The sequence below is a fragment of the Candidatus Enterovibrio escicola genome, from assembly GCF_002464935.1.
Classification (GTDB): domain Bacteria; phylum Pseudomonadota; class Gammaproteobacteria; order Enterobacterales; family Vibrionaceae; genus Enterovibrio; species Enterovibrio escicola.
In genome coordinates, this window is sequence record NZ_NBYY01000006.1 from 1 (window position 1) to 18,001 (window position 18,001).

Annotated in this window: 11 protein-coding genes and 4 pseudogenes; 3 read left to right on the plus strand and 12 right to left on the minus strand. The window is 39.2% G+C overall.

Going from position 1 to position 18,001, the window contains the following annotated elements; translation table 11 throughout:
* Positions 1 to 618: 618 nt before the first annotated feature.
* The gene (gene matP, locus BTN49_RS01415) at positions 619 to 1,068 is read left to right on the plus strand and encodes a macrodomain Ter protein MatP (protein WP_097355720.1); all 450 of its coding nucleotides are present in this window, start codon (positions 619 to 621) and stop codon (positions 1,066 to 1,068) included.
* 8 nt (positions 1,069 to 1,076) lie between these two features.
* Here the strand turns inward: matP and BTN49_RS19910 are convergent.
* Positions 1,077 to 1,392, minus strand: a pseudogene (locus tag BTN49_RS19910) (hypothetical protein); the annotation flags it as partial.
* A gap of 117 nt (positions 1,393 to 1,509) precedes the next feature.
* Positions 1,510 to 1,875 (minus strand): annotated as a pseudogene (locus BTN49_RS19915) (transposase); the annotation flags it as partial.
* Positions 1,876 to 1,952: 77 nt separating this feature from the next.
* Here BTN49_RS19915 and BTN49_RS19920 point away from each other — a divergent pair.
* Together BTN49_RS19920 and BTN49_RS12605 are read left to right on the plus strand one after the other, a co-directional pair.
* Positions 1,953 to 2,824, plus strand: a pseudogene (locus BTN49_RS19920) (IS982 family transposase).
* 106 nt (positions 2,825 to 2,930) lie between these two features.
* Complete coding sequence (locus BTN49_RS12605; protein WP_146679000.1) at positions 2,931 to 3,110, plus strand: hypothetical protein; 180 nt, start codon at positions 2,931 to 2,933, stop codon at positions 3,108 to 3,110.
* Positions 3,111 to 3,451: 341 nt separating this feature from the next.
* Here the strand turns inward: BTN49_RS12605 and rmf are convergent, their stop codons facing one another.
* The 10 genes and pseudogenes from rmf to BTN49_RS01475 all read right to left on the minus strand — a co-directional run bounded on the left by rmf (position 3,452) and on the right by BTN49_RS01475 (position 17,631).
* On the minus strand, positions 3,452 to 3,622 hold the full coding sequence (gene rmf, locus BTN49_RS01435; protein ID WP_097355723.1) for a ribosome modulation factor: 171 nt from the start codon (positions 3,620 to 3,622) through the stop codon (positions 3,452 to 3,454).
* Positions 3,623 to 3,772: 150 nt separating this feature from the next.
* A complete protein-coding gene (locus BTN49_RS16990) occupies positions 3,773 to 4,078 on the minus strand; it encodes a hypothetical protein (RefSeq protein WP_223823842.1) in 306 nt (101 codons plus the stop codon).
* On the minus strand, positions 4,063 to 4,857 hold the full coding sequence (locus BTN49_RS16995) for a DUF3466 family protein (protein WP_338026448.1): 795 nt from the start codon (positions 4,855 to 4,857) through the stop codon (positions 4,063 to 4,065). The genes BTN49_RS16990 and BTN49_RS16995 overlap by 16 nt, the downstream gene beginning before the upstream one ends.
* 38 nt (positions 4,858 to 4,895) lie before the next feature.
* The gene (locus BTN49_RS17000; protein ID WP_223824069.1) at positions 4,896 to 5,435 is read right to left on the minus strand and encodes a hypothetical protein; all 540 of its coding nucleotides are present in this window, start codon (positions 5,433 to 5,435) and stop codon (positions 4,896 to 4,898) included.
* Positions 5,411 to 7,321, minus strand: coding sequence for an ATP-binding cassette ATPase Uup (gene uup / locus BTN49_RS01445; protein ID WP_097355724.1), 1,911 nt, complete (start codon positions 7,319 to 7,321; stop codon positions 5,411 to 5,413). The genes BTN49_RS17000 and uup overlap by 25 nt, the downstream gene beginning before the upstream one ends.
* Positions 7,322 to 7,549: 228 nt before the next feature.
* Positions 7,550 to 9,682 carry a bifunctional 23S rRNA (guanine(2069)-N(7))-methyltransferase RlmK/23S rRNA (guanine(2445)-N(2))-methyltransferase RlmL gene (rlmKL, locus tag BTN49_RS01450; protein ID WP_097355725.1) on the minus strand — a complete coding sequence of 711 codons (2,133 nt, stop codon included), beginning with the start codon at positions 9,680 to 9,682 and terminating at the stop codon, positions 7,550 to 7,552.
* A gap of 247 nt (positions 9,683 to 9,929) precedes the next feature.
* Positions 9,930 to 10,526 (minus strand): annotated as a pseudogene (locus BTN49_RS01455) (IS982 family transposase); the annotation flags it as partial.
* Between the two features lie 520 nt (positions 10,527 to 11,046).
* The gene (locus BTN49_RS01465; RefSeq protein ID WP_097355727.1) at positions 11,047 to 11,595 is read right to left on the minus strand and encodes a cell division protein ZapC domain-containing protein; all 549 of its coding nucleotides are present in this window, start codon (positions 11,593 to 11,595) and stop codon (positions 11,047 to 11,049) included.
* Between the two features lie 152 nt (positions 11,596 to 11,747).
* On the minus strand, positions 11,748 to 12,758 hold the full coding sequence (gene pyrD, locus BTN49_RS01470; RefSeq protein ID WP_097355728.1) for a quinone-dependent dihydroorotate dehydrogenase: 1,011 nt from the start codon (positions 12,756 to 12,758) through the stop codon (positions 11,748 to 11,750).
* 55 nt (positions 12,759 to 12,813) lie between these two features.
* Complete coding sequence (locus tag BTN49_RS01475) at positions 12,814 to 17,631, minus strand: NAD-glutamate dehydrogenase (protein ID WP_097355729.1); 4,818 nt, start codon at positions 17,629 to 17,631, stop codon at positions 12,814 to 12,816.
* Positions 17,632 to 18,001: the final 370 nt, after the last annotated feature.

The following is an 18,001-nucleotide window of genomic DNA, read 5'->3' on the forward strand; positions in this document are numbered from 1 at the left end:
GAGGTAAGAGCAAAGCGGAACTAGAACACCTTGCATGAGCTTTAGCATTCGCGTGTAACTAACTAATTCAGGAAATTCGTTGGTGAGGTCGCGACACACAAAGTGGATGTAATAGGTTTTGAAGTTTTGATACCTAGATTGATGGAAAGTTATCACTATCGTCATCACTTCGCTAACGGAGAGGTGAGAAGGCTTGTTTCTTTGTTTAATACCGGAAGAAATTAGGTGTTTGTCCCATGCAGGGAGGAAACTCTGGCAGAAGTCATCGACATCGAGGACAACAGCATCTAAGTTATTTATGATAAGTTCTTATGAAGTCGATAGTTTTTTTCAAACGATCAGATCGAGGATTGTGCATTTAATTCATTTCTTATATGCAAATCAGGTTAAAACTGGTCAGGGATAAGTAATCAATCATCAGACTAGGCGATGTTTAGGTTTTATACAACCTCCCGTTATTTTTAAAGAAATGATAATAGCACGCTTGATTGGAAGCGACGCACTTCAGACCTAAATTTAAAGATAACTAAAAACTGTTCTTTGCTTAAAAAGCAACAGTCTGTTAAACTGATAATGTCCTTAACATTCGTAGTGCACTTAACTTAGAACACTAAAAATATGAAATATAAACAACTCGAAAACCTCGAAATTGAATGGAAGTGGGCCTATTTGATTAAAAAATACAACGAAGGTAGCAACGTTACGAGATATATTAATAATAGTGAAATACAAGCGATAACCAACACCTTGTTGTCATTTAAACATGAGCCCACCAAAGTGGTTGAATGGATAAGTGAATATATGGCGCCAAAGCTTGATAAAAAACTTAAACAAGCGATTCGTGCCAAGCGTAAGCGGTATTTCAATGCGGAACAGGAACATACACGTAAGAAATCCATAGATCTCGATTTTAAAGTGTGGGAAAAGTTATCAACAAAAGCTCATAACCTCGATGCAACCTTGTCTTATACTATCGAATATTTACTTGGTGAAGTAGATCGTTCTCAGAATACCCACAAGAAACTGGCTTCGCTCAAAAAAGACCTTAGTCGCTTATTAGCTATGTAAAATGAGTTTTACAGGGTAAATATACTCGGTATATTTGATATAATTAGGCCTACAACACACTGATCACAATCTTCTTTACAGTCTTCATTCGTCTGCTGGCGAACAGATATACCGAGTCTTATAACCTTGTTTATCACTTTTACATTTGCTAGCGCTTAAGCATTGTAATCACGTAGAGTGAATCTAGGACGGAGCAACTGTTTATAGCGAAACATTGCTGTCTCTGCTAAAGAGCGTTTGTGATAAACCCTGTCCTTTTCCAACTCCGCTAATTTATCTTCTTACTAATGCCTTTACAGCTTCATGTCTAGGATGCCCTTCCTCCTAATCCCCTACGTTTCTTCAAAGTAGAATATTGGATATTATTACTTTATTTTTTAGTACGAGGTGACATGCTTTTATAGCATAGGCTCCATCAGCACTAACTTGCTGTATCTTTCATCGCAATAGGTTAAGCAATATAGGTAAAAACTCATTATCACCCAAAGAAACTAGGTTAACTTCTGCAGCAATAATCTCATGAGTAGACACATCAACGGCACGATGACGTTTGCGCCAGATACACCTCTCCTCCTGACCCTGTTTACGAGTTTTCTATGCACCTTCGACCTATACTTTTATGTCTGTAGCATCAATAATGACGTGTTCGACTGCTCCTCTCCTCGGCAAACGGTACTTAACTTTTACGGTCTTAGAAAGCCTACTAATACAGGTATATGTAGGGGATTTCAGTAGGATATTCATCAACGTAAAAACTAAATTGAGAAAGCCTTCTAATCCACGAAGTGGGATCTTGAAAATACCTTTTCCATCATCACCTCCTACTTAACTCCATGATGATCTGACCGTTTAAAAAAAACCATTGACTACATAAAGAGTTGGGCATGAATAACTTAAACACTGTTTTCGTCGATGTCGACGACTTCTGCCAAGCTTTCCTTCCTGCATGGAAAAAACACCTCATTTCTTCCGATATCAAACAAAGAAACAAACCTTCTCACCTCTCCATTAGCGAAGTGATAACTTTCCATCAATCTAGGTATCAAAACTTCAAAACCTATTACATCCACTTTGTGTGTCGCGACCTCACCAACGCATTTCCTGAATTAATAAGCTACACGCGAATGCTAAAGCTCATGCAAGGTGTTCTAGCTCCGCTTTGCTCTTACCTCACTCACAGGCAGGCAAGGCCGACAGGGATTGCCTTCGTTGATTCATCCAAGCTACAGGTTTGTTACAACCTATGCATTTTCAAACATCAGGTTTTTAAAGGTTCTGCGAAACAGAGAAAAAGGAACGATGGGGTGGTTCTATGGTTTCAAATTACAGCTTATTATCAATGACCAAGAGAGCATTATCTCAGTCAAAGTGACGACGGCTAACGTGGATGATAAAAAGCCTATATCGGAAATGGCCGACGATCTTTGGGGGTGTTATATAGAGATAAAGGTTATATCTCTAGTCCATTGTAGCGGGAACTCTCAGACAAGGGAGTGACACTAATAACGGGTATGAAAAGAAATATGAAATCAAAAGTGATGAAACCTTAGGACCACCTGATACTCCGGAAAGGATTTATTATTGAAACTGTTTTTGATCAACTAAAAACATATCCCAAATCGAGCATTCTCGGCACCGTAGTTGTATCAGATTTATGGTCAACTTGCTGGCAGGCTTCATCGCGTATTCATTTCAACCAAAGAAGCTGAGCTTCAAGATAACTCAACTTGATAAGCAAGGACTTATGCAGATCTGAAGTTAATTTAACTATTTATAAGTCATGCACATTTCCATAGAAAGAGAGGATACGGAAAGTATATTTCCGTCTGTCTGGCTCTCCGATAGGTTGTGTATTTCACTTTATGGAGTGCGAAAAAATAGCATCGGAATCGGCATCGGATATCATCGCAGCGATAATTGAGTTATTTATACCATACAAAAAGCATGTCCTTACGATTACGCCAGATAATACTCGGAAATTTACTCATCTTGACATGATAGAAAAAGATTTGGATGTTGAAATCCACCTTTCCTACCCTTAAACAATGGGAAAACAAAAATGCTAATTGGTTGTTGAAAGAGGACGCAAAGAAAGAAACAGTCTTAAGAAGAGTCGCCGATGAAGAGATTACCTTCACCCAAACAAGGATTAATCATCGGCCTAAACGATATTTAGGATTTAAGCAGCATGCCGTTATTTTTAAAGCAATGGCATTAGCGACTTCATTGGGAAGTATCGCACTTCAGACCTGAATTCATGGCAAAAAACCATCCAGCTTAAAGAGCGTTAGTATTAGTAAGATTCCGTCAGCTCTAAACACTTACAAACGATAGCATTTACCTATGATGAAGTTTATAAGTTAAGATGTTTAAAAGGCCTTCATTATTTCATGTTCGTTGTTTTTATATCTCTCCCATCGCGCCAACCTCCTAACCATTGGCAACGAGTATCTATATTGTGATAAGGGCATGCCTCAGAGGATCGACCATTCACTCCGGCTTGATACCCTTTGGACTGTGCGCGTTCTAAACGATCTCGCTTCTGTCTTTTCATATTACCGCCTCATATATTGTGACGTAATTACCTTAAAATAAAGAGTTCATAAGAGTAAAACTTGTACTAACCACACCAATTAAGAGTCACGCATGTTTAAAAAATAATCAAGTAGTTGATGATTAATCCTAGAAAAAATGTGATAACTGGCTAAAAAACTTTTCTCCGTCGGAGAAAAGCAGAAAACATCAGCAATCCAAGACCCATCACACCTACACAACCACCACTACGATTTATATTTAACATATCATCTATCCGAAGAATGATATTACCAAAGCCACGTGTCAATTTAACGGCTACCAGCTCTTCGTGATCATTACACAATGCATTTTTTGCAGATGAACTATAGCCAGTCGCACAAAAAAATGCTGATGCGGCAATATCAAATGCTTCAGCTACACGGAATTTGTTGTTGTAACTAGATGTATTATTATCATTAGTTAAATCATCAAGCAACCAACCACGTGTGTTATTAAAGCTAGATAAGTCGCTGCTGAGCCATACAGGTAAATGTAACCTCGTTGACGTCGTGCACGATCACGTGCTGTTTCTATATCCACTTTACCGACAAGTTCATTTGCATTGTTAATAGCTGACGCTGTCGCAGCGTAACCATTAAAAAATAGTGGACTATTTGATACACCTAAAATACTTGTTGATGATCCTTCGTTAATAAAAACGTTTTCAGCATACGTACCATTAAATTTCCGGCGATTTTTAACTACACCGACCACTATGCCATTTTGGTTAATATCATTAGCCTCGGTATAACTATAAATAATATCTCCAACTTGCCCTTGTCGGATTTCGATCCCTGGAATCAATGCTATTGTCCAGCAACGTTGGCTCGCATCAGTTTTTAAATCGGAAATACAAGTACTAAAATCTGAAACAGGTATAAACTTTACTGCACGAGCATAAAAAACGCTACCGTAATTGTAAGTATTAAAACCCACCATAACAGGATCACCAAACCTACTAGTAAGTGCAGCTGCTCTTACTGTCGCTTGGGCTGTCTTGCCACCATTGGCTGTAGTACCGCTCGGAAAGTTTGCGATAATGCGAGCATTATTAGGTTGAGAAACACCAAGTCCCTGTAACCAAACTGACGCTTGGTTTGCAAATTGATAGTACTGACATGCACGTTCACTATAATTTATCGGAGAGATGCAGCTATTAAGGTTTAAAAGGTTCGATCCTTCAGGAACTTTATCCCTGCTTCCTGAATCTGCCATACTGGCGACTGACGAGGAACCAAAAACAATGGCTATGTTTAACGTGTATATAGCTCCAAATGCGTTAGTTTGCCCAATTTTACACGGTTGCCATCCAACCAAGCAATACTATTACTTGTGTAACCATTGTGCCAAGCATCAACTTCTTTTTTCAAACCACCTGCACAAACTTGCTCTGGGTCTTCGCTATCACATATTTCTCCTGTATTTTTAAGTCCATACCACTGTTCCTCTGCCCAAGAACCACAGGTAGTATAACTCAAATAAGTCAAACAATAGTTTTTTAAGTTTTTAAAGCTATTTTGATAGTGTTTGAAATCAGTCATTCGTGGCAACTCTTCAGAATAGTTCAACCCTACCGATCCACGAAGTACTTCGATTGTGATTCTAGAACCATTTGGGGAAATAGCTGTTGCTATTGATGATTCACTTACCGAAGTATTATCTAATCTTTCAACATCATAAAAGGCAGCATTCGAAAATGCTGACACACAAGCTACTATGGAGGCAACAGCAGAAAATTTATATTTATTGAACTGCATTACGATTCCTTTTATATCCCTTCTAGCTCTTCCCATCGTTCAAACGCGACTTGCAATTCTGCCTCAGTTTCACTCAATCGTTGAAGTACAGGCTGAGTTTCTTCATTACTCCGCTGGAAGAACGCAGGATCGTTTACCAATTTTTGAATTTGTAGAATATTGTTTTCTAAGTTTTCAAGAAGTTGTGGAAGACCATCTAACTCTCTTTGTAACTTGTTAGACAGTTTTTTCGGTGGATGATTAACCACGCGCGATTTTTCAAACGTTTCTGAAGTTGATGGATCTTTAAATTTTTGAAGTTTCTCATTTCCAATTACCTTCAGATAGTTATCACGTTGCTGCATTGCGTCGTGATAACCCCCCGCAAATTCACGAATAATACCATCACCTTCGAACACCCAACTGTAGGTAACTGTGTTATCAACGAATTGACGATCATGGCTCACCAATAGTAATGTACCCTGATAGTTGGCAAGCAATTCTTCTAAAAGTTCCAGTGTTTCGATATCTAAATCATTAGTTGGTTCATCAAGTACCAGTAAGTTCGCAGGTTCCAAGAATAAGCGGGCAAGTAACAATCTATTTTTCTCGCCACCAGAAAGCGCTTTAACCAAAGTTCGAGCACGACGAGGATGAAACAGAAAATCTTGTAAGTAGCCCAGTATGTGACGTTTGTGACCACCCACTTCTACTTCTAATTTACCTTCAGCAAGGTTATCTATCACTGTTTTTTCTGGATCTAGCTTTTCTCGGTATTGATCAAAGTAAGCGAGTTTTAGTTTGGTGCCAACCCGAAATTTACCAGAAATAACTTCGAGTTTCTGCAACATAATTTTTAGCAAGGTACTCTTACCACACCCATTGGGACCAATCAGCGCAATACGATCTCCACGCATTACATTAAAGCTAAAATTTTCAATTAGTAGTTTATCGTCCCAGTGATAACTAATGTTACTTGCTTCAAATACAATTTTACCAGACTTTGATGCATCCTCTAGTAGAATAGTAGCATTACCCAATGTTTCCACCCGATCGGTACGTTCCTGGCGTAGTCGTTTTAACATACGAACGCGCCCTTCATTACGGGTTCGACGTGCTTTGATACCTTGACGGAACCATGTCTCTTCTAGAGCAAGTTTCTTATCAAATTCAATATGTTGTTCCGCCTCAACGCGTAAAGATTCTTCTTTTCCCTCAAGATACTTTTCATAATTACTAGGCCAAGATGTCAATATACCCCGATCAAGGTCAACGATCCGAGTAGCCATTGCACGGATAAATGCACGGTCATGCGAAATAAAAACAATGGCACCTTTAAAGTTTTTAAGAAATATTTCTAACCACATGATCGTCGTAACGTCCAAGTGGTTAGTAGGTTCATCCAGTAACAGTATATCCGATTCACAAACCAATGCCCTCGCCAACGCGGATTTACGTTGCCCGCCACCAGACAGTTCCCTCAATTTTTTATTGCCATCCAACTGAAGTGCATCCAGCACCACTGTGATCTTATTCTCCAAATGCCATCCACCACTTTGATCCAGTCGGTCTTGCACTCGAGCTAAGTTATTAATGTTTTTTTTACTAGAGTCCGTTTGTATAACTTCAATCAACTCATGATATTTCTTGAGGAGCACCCATGCTTCTGCCAAACCTTCAGCAACAAAATCCACCACTGCACCTGCAGCATTACACGGAGGATCCTGCTCAAGGAGAGATATTTTTAAGTCTTTTTGACGGTTTACACTACCATCATCAAGCTGAACAGTAGCATGAAGTACCTTCATTAGTGTTGATTTTCCAGCACCATTTCGACCAACCAAACACACCCTTTCACTAGGTTGAAGAACAAAGTCTGCTTTATCAAGTAACGGGTTATCGCCGTATGCTAATTGTGCGTTGGTGATACTAATTAATACCATGTTTATATAACCCTATTTATAGTGCTAATGAATCGAAAGGTTAATTATTTGACAACTAATCCGTCTTTATTTCAAAGAAAAACCACTGGTAGTGGTGATGCCTTAACGTAAGAAAAGCATGTCATAAAATGCGATACCAAAAACGTATTAAGGAAGTGATATTACCCACTAGTTGATAAAGTGTGAATGAGTTCTCACAACGATGACAGCCTTTCACGGATTAAGTCATTAACCGTCCTTGTGCGTGATAATCCAGCAGTTGTGCATTTGTTTGTTACGCTCAAAGTCAAAGGGAATTGAACGTTCACTAATATTTTGTCCAAACAGTCCTAATTCATTTAATAACTTTAAATTCATTTTAAAGTTATGCTTGTTATTTGAAAATATAATCTCGCCATTCGGGCACAGCAAACGCTTTAAATACCACATCAAGTTCAGATAATCACGTTGTACATCAAAAGTGACTTTCATACGCTTAGAGTTAGAAAACGTTGGTGGATCAATAAAGATCAAGCCATACTGACCATAAGCCTTTGAAAGCCACTTCAAGCAATCCGCTTGAATAAACCGATGTTGACGCCCTACTTTTCCGTTGAACTTCATGTTACGTTCAGCCCATGCCAGATAAGTCTTCGACATATCAACCGTTGTGGTTGACTTTGCACCACCAACTGCAGCATACACAGTGGCCGTTCCGGTATACCCAAACAAATTAAGGAAATCTTTACCTTTTGCTTTTTCTCCTAACATTTTGCGTATATTACGGTTATCTAAGAATAAACCTGTATCCAAATAATCTTCTAAGTTAACCTCTAGATTCACCCCGTACTCAACGACCTCCAAAAATCGTTTTGCAGTGCTAAGTTTTTGATATTGGTTATTACCTTTTTTCTTTTCACGTACTTTCATAATTATATTGTTTTCATTGATGCTGGTTACATTAATGATTTCACGAACGATGTCTTGCAGTCGAAGACGTGCTTTTGCTGCTGGCACCTCTTTTGGGGCAACGTATTCTTGGATCACAATAAAATCTTTATAACGGTCAATCGCAACGTTGTATTCAGGCAAATCAGCATCATACAAGCGGTAGCATTCGATACCTTGTCGTTTTGCCCATTTATCCAACTTTTGTACTTTTTTACGCAGACGGTTAGAAAACCCAGATGCCATATTGGAAGAATACGTTTTTGAACCTGTATCAGTTATCTCCTCGCCACGCGCTGTAATCTGATAAGTTTTCATAACACAGTCCAGCGCACCATTACGCAGCTTATAATTGCTATTTGCACGCATACGTAGACAGCTAAGCAATTCATCTGATCCAGAATAGATAGAGGCAATAGATCCTTTAAATTTTGTTTTTAATTGCACACCAAGTTGCGTATATAATGAGATCAGACCAATCGTGCTACCCAAACGTTTACCATATGGTGGATTACAGATAATATGACCAGTCTCAAATCCAACAGGCTTAGTCATCGTTGACGTGTCACACAGTTCAAACTGGATAAGATCCAACACACCAGCACGTTGTGCGTTAGACTTTGCTATTTCTAGGACACGAGCGTCATTATCAAAACCAAAGAAGTGTGTCCCACAGGTCACACGATTTTTTTGTGATTGAAAGGTCGCACGTGCGTGGACTTCCATCCACTTTTCACGATTAAATGATTTAAGAGATTCAAAGCTCCAACGTTTGCGTTTAAGACCTGGTGCAATTTGTGCAATCATCATTGCTGCTTCAATCAGCAACGTACCTGAACCACACATAGGGTCGAATAATGGGTGATCAAATGACCAACCACTTTTTTTAACTAGTCCAGCTGCATGAGTTTCACGAAGAGGGGCGACACCTGCTTCAGTACGATAACCACGTTGGTGCAAACTACCACCAACCATATCAATACCCAACAGGCCTTTTTGGCCAAACAGACGCATGTAAATACGAAGATCAGGTTGCTCACGATCAATGCTAGGACGATCAGAAGCTATCTTTAGAAAGCAGTCTATAATGGCATCTTTTACTTTCAATGCACCGTATTGGCTATTCCGTATTTTTTGGTTAGTACCCTTGAAATCAACAATGATACGTTTTTCCGAACTGAAGTATTGTGGCCAGTTAATAGCAAAAGCTCCCGAATACAAATCCATGTCATCACGAACATCAAACTCGCTTAAAATAAAAATGAAACGCGATGCTGTACGGCTCCAAAGACAGCAAGTATAAAGAGTCTGTTGATCAGCCAGAAAACGAACTCCCGCGTTAACGGGTTTAATGTTACTGGCACCCAATTGTTCGAGTTCTTCTGCTAATAGGTTTTCGAGACAGTGGGAGGTAATTGCTAAATATTGATTCATGGGGATAAATTCTGAGGAACACTTCGGATAATTATACCCGAATTCATCACAGTTAACTCAATTCGTCAACAGAAGAATTATTTAGATCTCCTCGACTACACTGAGCTATTTCTCCGACATTAAGGTATAGTGACTAAGGTAAGATCATGAACGTTTTTCAATTAAAAAAATTAGTTTGACGATCCGAACTAACTATAGCTAGATAAAAATAAATTGGCATAAGCCACGGGCTGATAAAACAGCTCGTCAATGGAACAGAGATATAACCTGTGTCTCCGTATAAACATCCCCAAAGCTCGTCAGCCATTTCCGACACAGATTTTCTATCATCCACGTTAGCCGTCGTTACTTTGACCGATATAATGCCACCTTGGTCATTGATAATAAGCTGTAATGTGAAGCCGTATAACCACCACATCGTTCCTTTTCCTAGCTTCGCGGTACATTTAAAAACCTGATGTCTGAGAATGCGTAAGTTGTGACAAACCTGTAGCTTAGATGAATTGACGAAGGCAATCCCTATCTGCAGTGCCTGATAGTGAGTGAGATAAGAGCAAAACGGAACCAAAACACCTTGCATGAGCTTAACTATTCGCGTGTAGCTGACTAATTCAGGAAATTCGTTGGTGAGGTCGCGACAAACAAAGTGGATGTAATAGGTTTTGAAGTTTTGATACCTAGATTGATGGAAAGTTATCACTATCGTCATCACTTCGCTAACGGAGAGGTGAGAAGATTTGTTTCTTTGTTAGATACCGGAAGAAATGAGGTGTTTTTTCCATGCAGGGAGGAAAGTTTGGCAGAAGTCAGCGACATGGACGAGAACAGCGTCTAAGTTATTCATACCAAAGTTCTTATGCAGTCAATAGTTTTTTAAACGATCAGATCGTAACTTTGGCATTTAATTTATTTATTATGCTCAGTTCAGGTTAAGTAGATGATGGATCTACCTTCTTCTTGATATTTCTCTATTTTTTCGCTGAAGTCTTGCCGTTTTTGTTTACAAGCTTTATGGTAAAATAGAGTTTTTAAAGGTGATATTGAGGCGCTTCAATGCATAGTGAATCGCAGGTTGCGTGACATTAAGGCGTTGTGTTCCGCTACCCATGGTAATCATCAGAAAACTCCTCTACATCCTTAAGTAGAATACTCTCATAAATTTTTGTAGCAGGTTTATGTCGGCTACGACAAGGCTCTATCTTATTTAGCCCAACGAAATAAAGTCCACATTCCAACATCAAAATTAACGCTTGTTTGTTTGAACATTAATTCTTGTTCTTCTTTAAGTAAGTAAAAACTCGCTGACGAAAATCTAAACTACAAGCCATTTGCACATTAGATCACATTATAATTATTTAGCTATATCAACCCACTAATGCATAATGACGGCTACCGTTATCGTATTTTTGTTGATATGGAGATAACCGATTATTCATCACTTTTATAGTTTCACAAAACCACATTTCTTTTGTTTCAGTTAGCCTCAACGGCGACTCGCTTGTATGCATACATAATGATGCTGCACCTACATTTTCTATCACTAGAAACACTTCATTACCGAAATCGGTTTGTAGTACAAGAAGGGAACCTCCAATTGATGCCATCTTCCCTTCTTGTACATGAAAAAACCAGCTTTTTGGGAGGAGCGGTTTATGGAAGCGGTTTGCTGCCACTGCGTTCAAAACAAGTTCTGTTCGACGAGGTTTCGATAAAGGAAGATGACCCACTACATCTGCGTAAGCCTCAAATAATGACGCGTCACCAACAGTAAATGGAGCATCAAAAAAAGCGTCTGGTGTAAGATATTTTTTATCAATCGACACCTTAAATACCATATCCAGATCCAAATCAAGCATTAGTGCTTGTGCATTCGCGTCGAAGTACCACTTCCATACATTACTTGGTTTCAACATCGTGTTCACCCCACCCCTGCTTCATGCATTTCGTATAAATTTGGCTCGTAGTTAGTGCGTTTGAAATAACCTTTCGAGGAGTGTATACAGATTTTACGAAAAAAAAGGGGATAAACTTATCCTCTTTCTCACTAATTTATTAATTTTTCTGATTAAATGTTTCGTACGATGTTTTTAATCAGTTTCGGACCGTGATAAATAAAACCAGTGTAAAGCTGAACCAGCTTTGCACCTGCCATCATTTTCTCTTTCGCAGCTATCACTGAATCAACACCACCAACACCAATAATTGGTAATTTATCGTTCAATTCTTGATGAAGTCGACAAATAATATTTGTACTCCTATTTTGAATAGGACGACCACTCAAACCGCCTGATTCGTGTGCATGTGGCATACCTGCTACTATCGAACGATCCAATGTGGTGTTAGTTGCAATAACACCATCAATCTTGTGACGAACTAAGGCATCAGCAACTTGTACCAATTCTTTTTCCGTCATATCTGGGGCGATCTTCAACGCTACAGGAACATACTTTCCGCGATTTTTTGCTAATTCATGTTGGCGTAATTTTAATGCGCACAACAAGTCATCAAATGCTTCACCATATTGTAATGAACGAAGACCCTGCGTGTTCGGAGAAGAAATATTTACAACAATATAACCAGCATAATCATAAACTTTATTCATACAAATTATAAAATCATCTTTGCACTTCTCAAGTGATGTGTCCTTGTTTTTACCAATATTAACCCCAATAATGCCTTTGTACTTCGCCTTTTTAATATTTTCGACCAGCATATCAACGCCAACATTGTTGAAACCCATACGGTTTATTATGCCTTCTGCGGGCAATACGCGAAAAATCCGTGGCTTATCATTACCTAGCTGTGCTTTTGGCGTGACTGTTCCTACTTCAATAAATCCAAAACCCATCGCACCGAATGCATCAATACATTCGCCATTTTTATCTAAGCCCGCCGCAAGACCTACTGGGTTTTTAAAATGAAGTCCCATAACTTGTACAGGACGAGAAGGTATGTTTTGTCGATAAAACATCTCAAGAGGTGTACCGGTAAAACGCCTAAAAAATTTAATTGCCAAATCATGTGCATATTCTGGATCTAACTGAAAAATTGCCGACCTCGCTAAGCGGTACATCATGTAATCTCCAAGAAGAAACTTATAACCAAGGCTGTTTAATCAATACGTTGTGTATCTATTTCAAATTCAGGAGTGTAAGCTCCCGCAATGCAACAGAGAATTTAGCAAATTCATGAGCAGAACCAACTTTAAATTCGGCTACGGTACTTTCCCATCGACCCACGCTCACAGCATTTTCAACCATCCAAGATTCCAAACCAAGCTCTGCTGATTCGCCTTTTTTCATTCCCGATAAAATTTGTCCAGTCAATAAACGTTGTTGCCAAGCCAAATCTTCTCGGAATGAAGAGCGAGCAAGCGCTTGCCAATGGTTATCAACAGGTTGATTAGTGATCTGTTTAAGGAACCAATGCAGCGACAGAGTATCACCCAAAACAAAGTAAAGTTTTGCGACCACATCAAAGGGTTTATCTAGTTTATCGGAAACTTGAGCCAAATCCAAACCTGCAAATAGACTGGGTAAAGAAGACACTTTATCCGCAATAGATTTAGGTACACCCTTTTTCGTATACTCAGCAGACTGCTGTTCATGCTCCTTGATCTCTGATGGTACAAGATAAGTCTCAAGGTTATCTGACAAATTCTTGATTGCGGGTTTATAGAATGTAACTTGTCCTTTAATACTTTGTCCTTTAATACTATTACGTAGGATCCAATGCGTTGCACGTCGGTGCATTCTCCGGCATCGAAACAGAATTGCATATTGCACAGCTGTTGGTACTTTATTATCCAATAAACGAACATCTTCAAATGTTTGATTAAAATAGAACACTTCACGTGCAACGGCGTAGGCTGATGCTATATCGCTAACCCCAGATCCAGTTTCATCTTGCATACGTGTTACAAAATTGAAGCCCATTTCATTGGACATTTGGTTTGCCAGACTTGTCGCAATGATCTCACCACGCAGGGGGTGAGACTCCATTACGCTCCTATAGTTACGCTGTAACTCTTTAGGAAAGTACCTAGGAAGTAATTCACCAAAATATGGATCATTGGTTATATCATCCATCACTAACTGTTCTTTCAAAGCCATTTTACCGTACGCCAACAACACAGCAATTTCTGGACGTGTTAGCCCTTTCCCATGAAGTTGACGCTCTGCCAGAGTCTCGTCATCTGGCAAATATTCCATCGCACGATCCAGTTTACCATCTTTCTCAAGATAGTGAATGAAACGAATTTGCTCTTTGAGCAAAGAAACCTTCTGTGCCGCCGTCACGGATATTGACTCACTCTGACAATAAGCATTATCAAGCACAATCTTAGAGACTTCATACTCCATACTCGTCAATAACTGATTACGTTGTTTATAGGTAAGATCTCCATCAGACACCAAACCGTTAAGCAGTATTTTGATATTAACCTCGTTATCAGAGCAATCAACACCACCTACGTTATCAATAAAATCTGTGTTTATACGACCACCCTTCATCGCATATTCAATACGTCCTAATTGGGTTGCACCTAAATTTCCACCCTCACTGACAACCTTAGCACCCAATTCATTACCATTCACACGCAATGCATCATTAGCACGGTCACCAACATCCGTATGGGTTTCTTTCTCCGACTTAACGTAGGTTCCAATACCAGCATTCCAAAGCAAATCCACATTAGTTTTGAGAACCTGTTTTATCAACTCGTTTGGCGTCATGGTTTGCTTGTAAACATTTAGCATTTTCTGAATTTCAGAAGTTAGTTCAATAGCCTTTGCTTTTCGTGAAAATATACCACCTCCCTTAGAAATTAAATTTAGATTATAATCTTCCCAGCTTGAACGTGACAATTTCGACAAACGATCACGCTCAACCCAAGATGTAGAAGAATCAGGATTTGGATCTATAAATATATGCAAATGGTTAAATGCCACTAACAATCGAATGCGCTTAGACAGCAACATGCCGTTACCAAACACATCACCTGACATGTCACCAATAGCAACACAAGTGATATCCGTTTTCTGGCAATCAACGTCCATTTCACGGAAGTGCCGTTTCACTGATTCCCACGCACCTTTCGCGGTAATACCCATCGCCTTGTGATCGTAGCCATTTGAACCGCCCGATGCAAATGCATCTCCCTGCCAGAAATTATATTCTTCTGAAACTGAATTAGCTAAATCCGAGAAGGTCGCTGTACCTTTATCTGCTGCAACAACCAAATACGAATCATCTTCATCGTAACGCACAACGCTCATCGGAGAAATAAGTCTTCCTTCAACGATGTTATCAGTTATATCAAGAAGACCACGGATGAAGATTCGATAACAACGTTGACCTTCTGCAAGAAGGTCATCACGTCCAGTAAACAAATACTGTTTCTTACATACAAAACCACCTTTCGCACCCACAGGCACGATTACCGTATTTTTCACTTGCTGTGCTTTCACCAAACCCAGAACTTCAGTACGAAAGTCTTCTTGGCGATCTGACCAACGCAAACCACCACGTGCAACCTTACCACCACGAAGGTGAACACCTTCAATATCCGGTGAATAAACAAAGATCTCAAACACAGGGACAGGTTTTGGAATATCCGGAATGTTTGATGGTTGAAGTTTGAATGAAAAATAGTCTTTTAATTCACCCGTCACTGCATCTTTCTGGAAATAGTTGGTCCGTAGAGTTGCGCATATCATTTCCATATAGCGACGAATAATACGGTCGTCATCCAAGCTTTCAACTTGTTCTAACTCATCTTCAATTAACTGAATAATTTTACACTGCTCTTTCTCACTCTTAGAATCTGGGGCAAAACGTTTAATGAATAGTTTCACCAACAATTGCGCCAAATTCACATGAGACCCCAAAGTATCTTCGATATAGGCTTGACTGAACGGGAATGCTACCTGACGCATATAGCGAGCATAGCTTCGAAGGATCGTGACTTCACGTCCTGTCAAACCTGCATTCAACACTAAACGGTTGAAGCCGTCACTTTCTAATATTCCGTCCCAAATTTTCGCAAACGCATCTTGAAATCGATGACGCGCTTCTGATAAAACAAATCCTTCCCCTGCGCTGTGTAACATCGAAAAATCCAAGATCCAGAACACATCGCCCGTACTTGTTTCTACTTTATATGGTGATTCACCAATCACACGCAATCCTAAGTTTTCCAGCATCGGCATAACATCAGATAAATGAATAGCTTCTCCTTTCTGAAATAGTTTTAAGCGAACATATCTTGACGCTACAGGCTCTTCTTGCGGTCGATAAAAAAGCATATCCAGCTTTTTATCTTCGCTTAAAAGTTCAAGACATTCAATGTCTGCAACTGCAGATCCTGGCAACGTCACTTCTTTATAAGAACGTGGAAATGCCCGTGTATAACGTTTCGCAACAGGCGTTCCATTATTCTCACCAAAATTTGAAATTACCGAACTATAGAGGCGGTCATCCCAAGATGATGCAGCTTCATTTAGGTTTTGTTCGAGTTTTTTTACGTCGATATCAAAGTTATTGTTATCAACACGCACGATATAGTGGGTTCTTGCTAAGGGACTTTCTGAGAAAAAAGTGTTAAATTCCACCTCTTTATCTGATCCAAAATACTGTTTGAGAATAGCTTGTGTTGCACTGCGAAATTCTGTATTATAGCGTTCGCGAGCGATGTAGACCATGCACGAAAAAAACCGTCCAAACGGATCGCGGCGCACAAAAATACGTAACATATCTCTGTCTTGCACTTGTACGATCCCCATCCCAATATTCAACATTTCAGTTTCTGTCGACTGAAATAATTCGTCCCGTGGAAAATTCTCAATAATGTTGGCGAGTTCTTTCCAAGAATGTGACCCTTTATAGTAACCACTGACTTCAAGTATCCTTTGAACTTTATTTCGCAATACAGGAATACTATTCGTAGATTGGTTATACGCAGAGGAAGCATAAAGACCATGGAAACGATATTCTCCAATTACATTTCCTTTTTTATCAAACCGTTTAATACCAATGTAATCAACATAAGCAGGACGATGCACAAGAGACTTACTACTTCCTTTATTTATAATCAATAGTTCTTTACGAAGTGCTGTTGCCCTCGCCGACTCCGGCATATCTGAGAGTTTAATACTTAGACGTGCAAGATCGAGTTTTTTAGCAAGACCTAACCCAACTTCGTCAGAAGGTTTTAATATGTGGTCACCTTTAATTGCGATTAGCACATAATATTGGTAGCCCATAAATGTAAAGTTGTGCTCACAAATCCACTGAAGAAACTCGATAGTCTCTTCTTGACGTTCTTTGTCAACAGGCAGCTTATCTTGTTTAAGTGCGGTAATGAGGGACTTCACTTTTTCTCTCATGGGTACCCAATCATTCACAACTAATGCAACATCAGTCAACGTTTCGGTGAGTTCTTTTTCTAACTCATTCATTTCTTCCTTGCTACTCATTCGGTCAATCTCAATATGAAAGACCGTTTGGCACTCACCTTCTTCTCCACCGATGGCGACGACATTTCCCTTCGAATCTTTCACCACATGCTGTGGTCCATTTAGCATCAAGTGTGTAGTGATATCAAGACGACCTAAAGCCATACGGACTGAATCTACTAAGAAAGGCGCATCCGGTGTTAAAATCTCAACTATCGTATGAGTTGATTGCCAACCTTCACCACTAAGTGTAGGATTAAATACCTTTACAAAAATTTTAGATTGTTCAAACGTATTTAAATGATGCCAAAGACTTATAACAGCACCATAAAGATCAGATTCATTCCTTTCTTGTAAATCATCGTCAGAGATAGGTGCCAAAATTCTTTTGGCTAAAGTTTCTACAAGGCATTGTTGTTTATTGCTTAGTTTATTACCAATTAGATGATAAACTTTTTCAAGTAACATCGGCACAATAGGGTCACGTGCAGTCATGGTTTATTCCACTCATTTGTTATGTGATCTCTACGAGCTATAAGCTGCTAATAAATATCTCAGACCTATAGACAGATTTTATGGTTTATCTATTAAAATCTTACATAAGATATGTGTTAAATGACACGGAAATTTTAGATATGTGATTACGTACGGTTTAAACAACTTAACCGAATGCTTCAAAGCGATTGTTTACATAAATATAACTGCTCACTAGTCTCCTAGTGATAGCCAAAATTAGCTATAAATCGACTTCTTCCTGTTGAACGATCTCACCAGTTAGTCAACTTGAGCTTCGCATAAAAAATAAACTAAATGCCAAAGTCGCGATCTGATTGTTTGAAATAAACTATTGACTGCTATTGACTGC

What these genes read in the sequence shown, in the direction of transcription:
- matP (WP_097355720.1), top strand. Translation starts at nt 619, where the DNA reads ATGAAATATAAACAACTCGAAAACCTCGAAATTGAATGGAAGTGGGCC.
- BTN49_RS12605 (WP_146679000.1), top strand. Translation starts at nt 2,931, where the DNA reads ATGGAGTGCGAAAAAATAGCATCGGAATCGGCATCGGATATCATCGCA.
- rmf (WP_097355723.1), bottom strand. Translation starts at nt 3,622, where the DNA reads ATGAAAAGACAGAAGCGAGATCGTTTAGAACGCGCACAGTCCAAAGGG.
- BTN49_RS16995 (WP_338026448.1), bottom strand. Translation starts at nt 4,857, where the DNA reads ATGGCAGATTCAGGAAGCAGGGATAAAGTTCCTGAAGGATCGAACCTT.
- BTN49_RS17000 (WP_223824069.1), bottom strand. Translation starts at nt 5,435, where the DNA reads ATGGGAAGAGCTAGAAGGGATATAAAAGGAATCGTAATGCAGTTCAAT.
- uup (WP_097355724.1), bottom strand. Translation starts at nt 7,321, where the DNA reads ATGGTATTAATTAGTATCACCAACGCACAATTAGCATACGGCGATAAC.
- rlmKL (WP_097355725.1), bottom strand. Translation starts at nt 9,682, where the DNA reads ATGAATCAATATTTAGCAATTACCTCCCACTGTCTCGAAAACCTATTA.
- BTN49_RS01465 (WP_097355727.1), bottom strand. Translation starts at nt 11,595, where the DNA reads ATGTTGAAACCAAGTAATGTATGGAAGTGGTACTTCGACGCGAATGCA.
- pyrD (WP_097355728.1), bottom strand. Translation starts at nt 12,758, where the DNA reads ATGATGTACCGCTTAGCGAGGTCGGCAATTTTTCAGTTAGATCCAGAA.
- BTN49_RS01475 (WP_097355729.1), bottom strand. Translation starts at nt 17,631, where the DNA reads ATGACTGCACGTGACCCTATTGTGCCGATGTTACTTGAAAAAGTTTAT.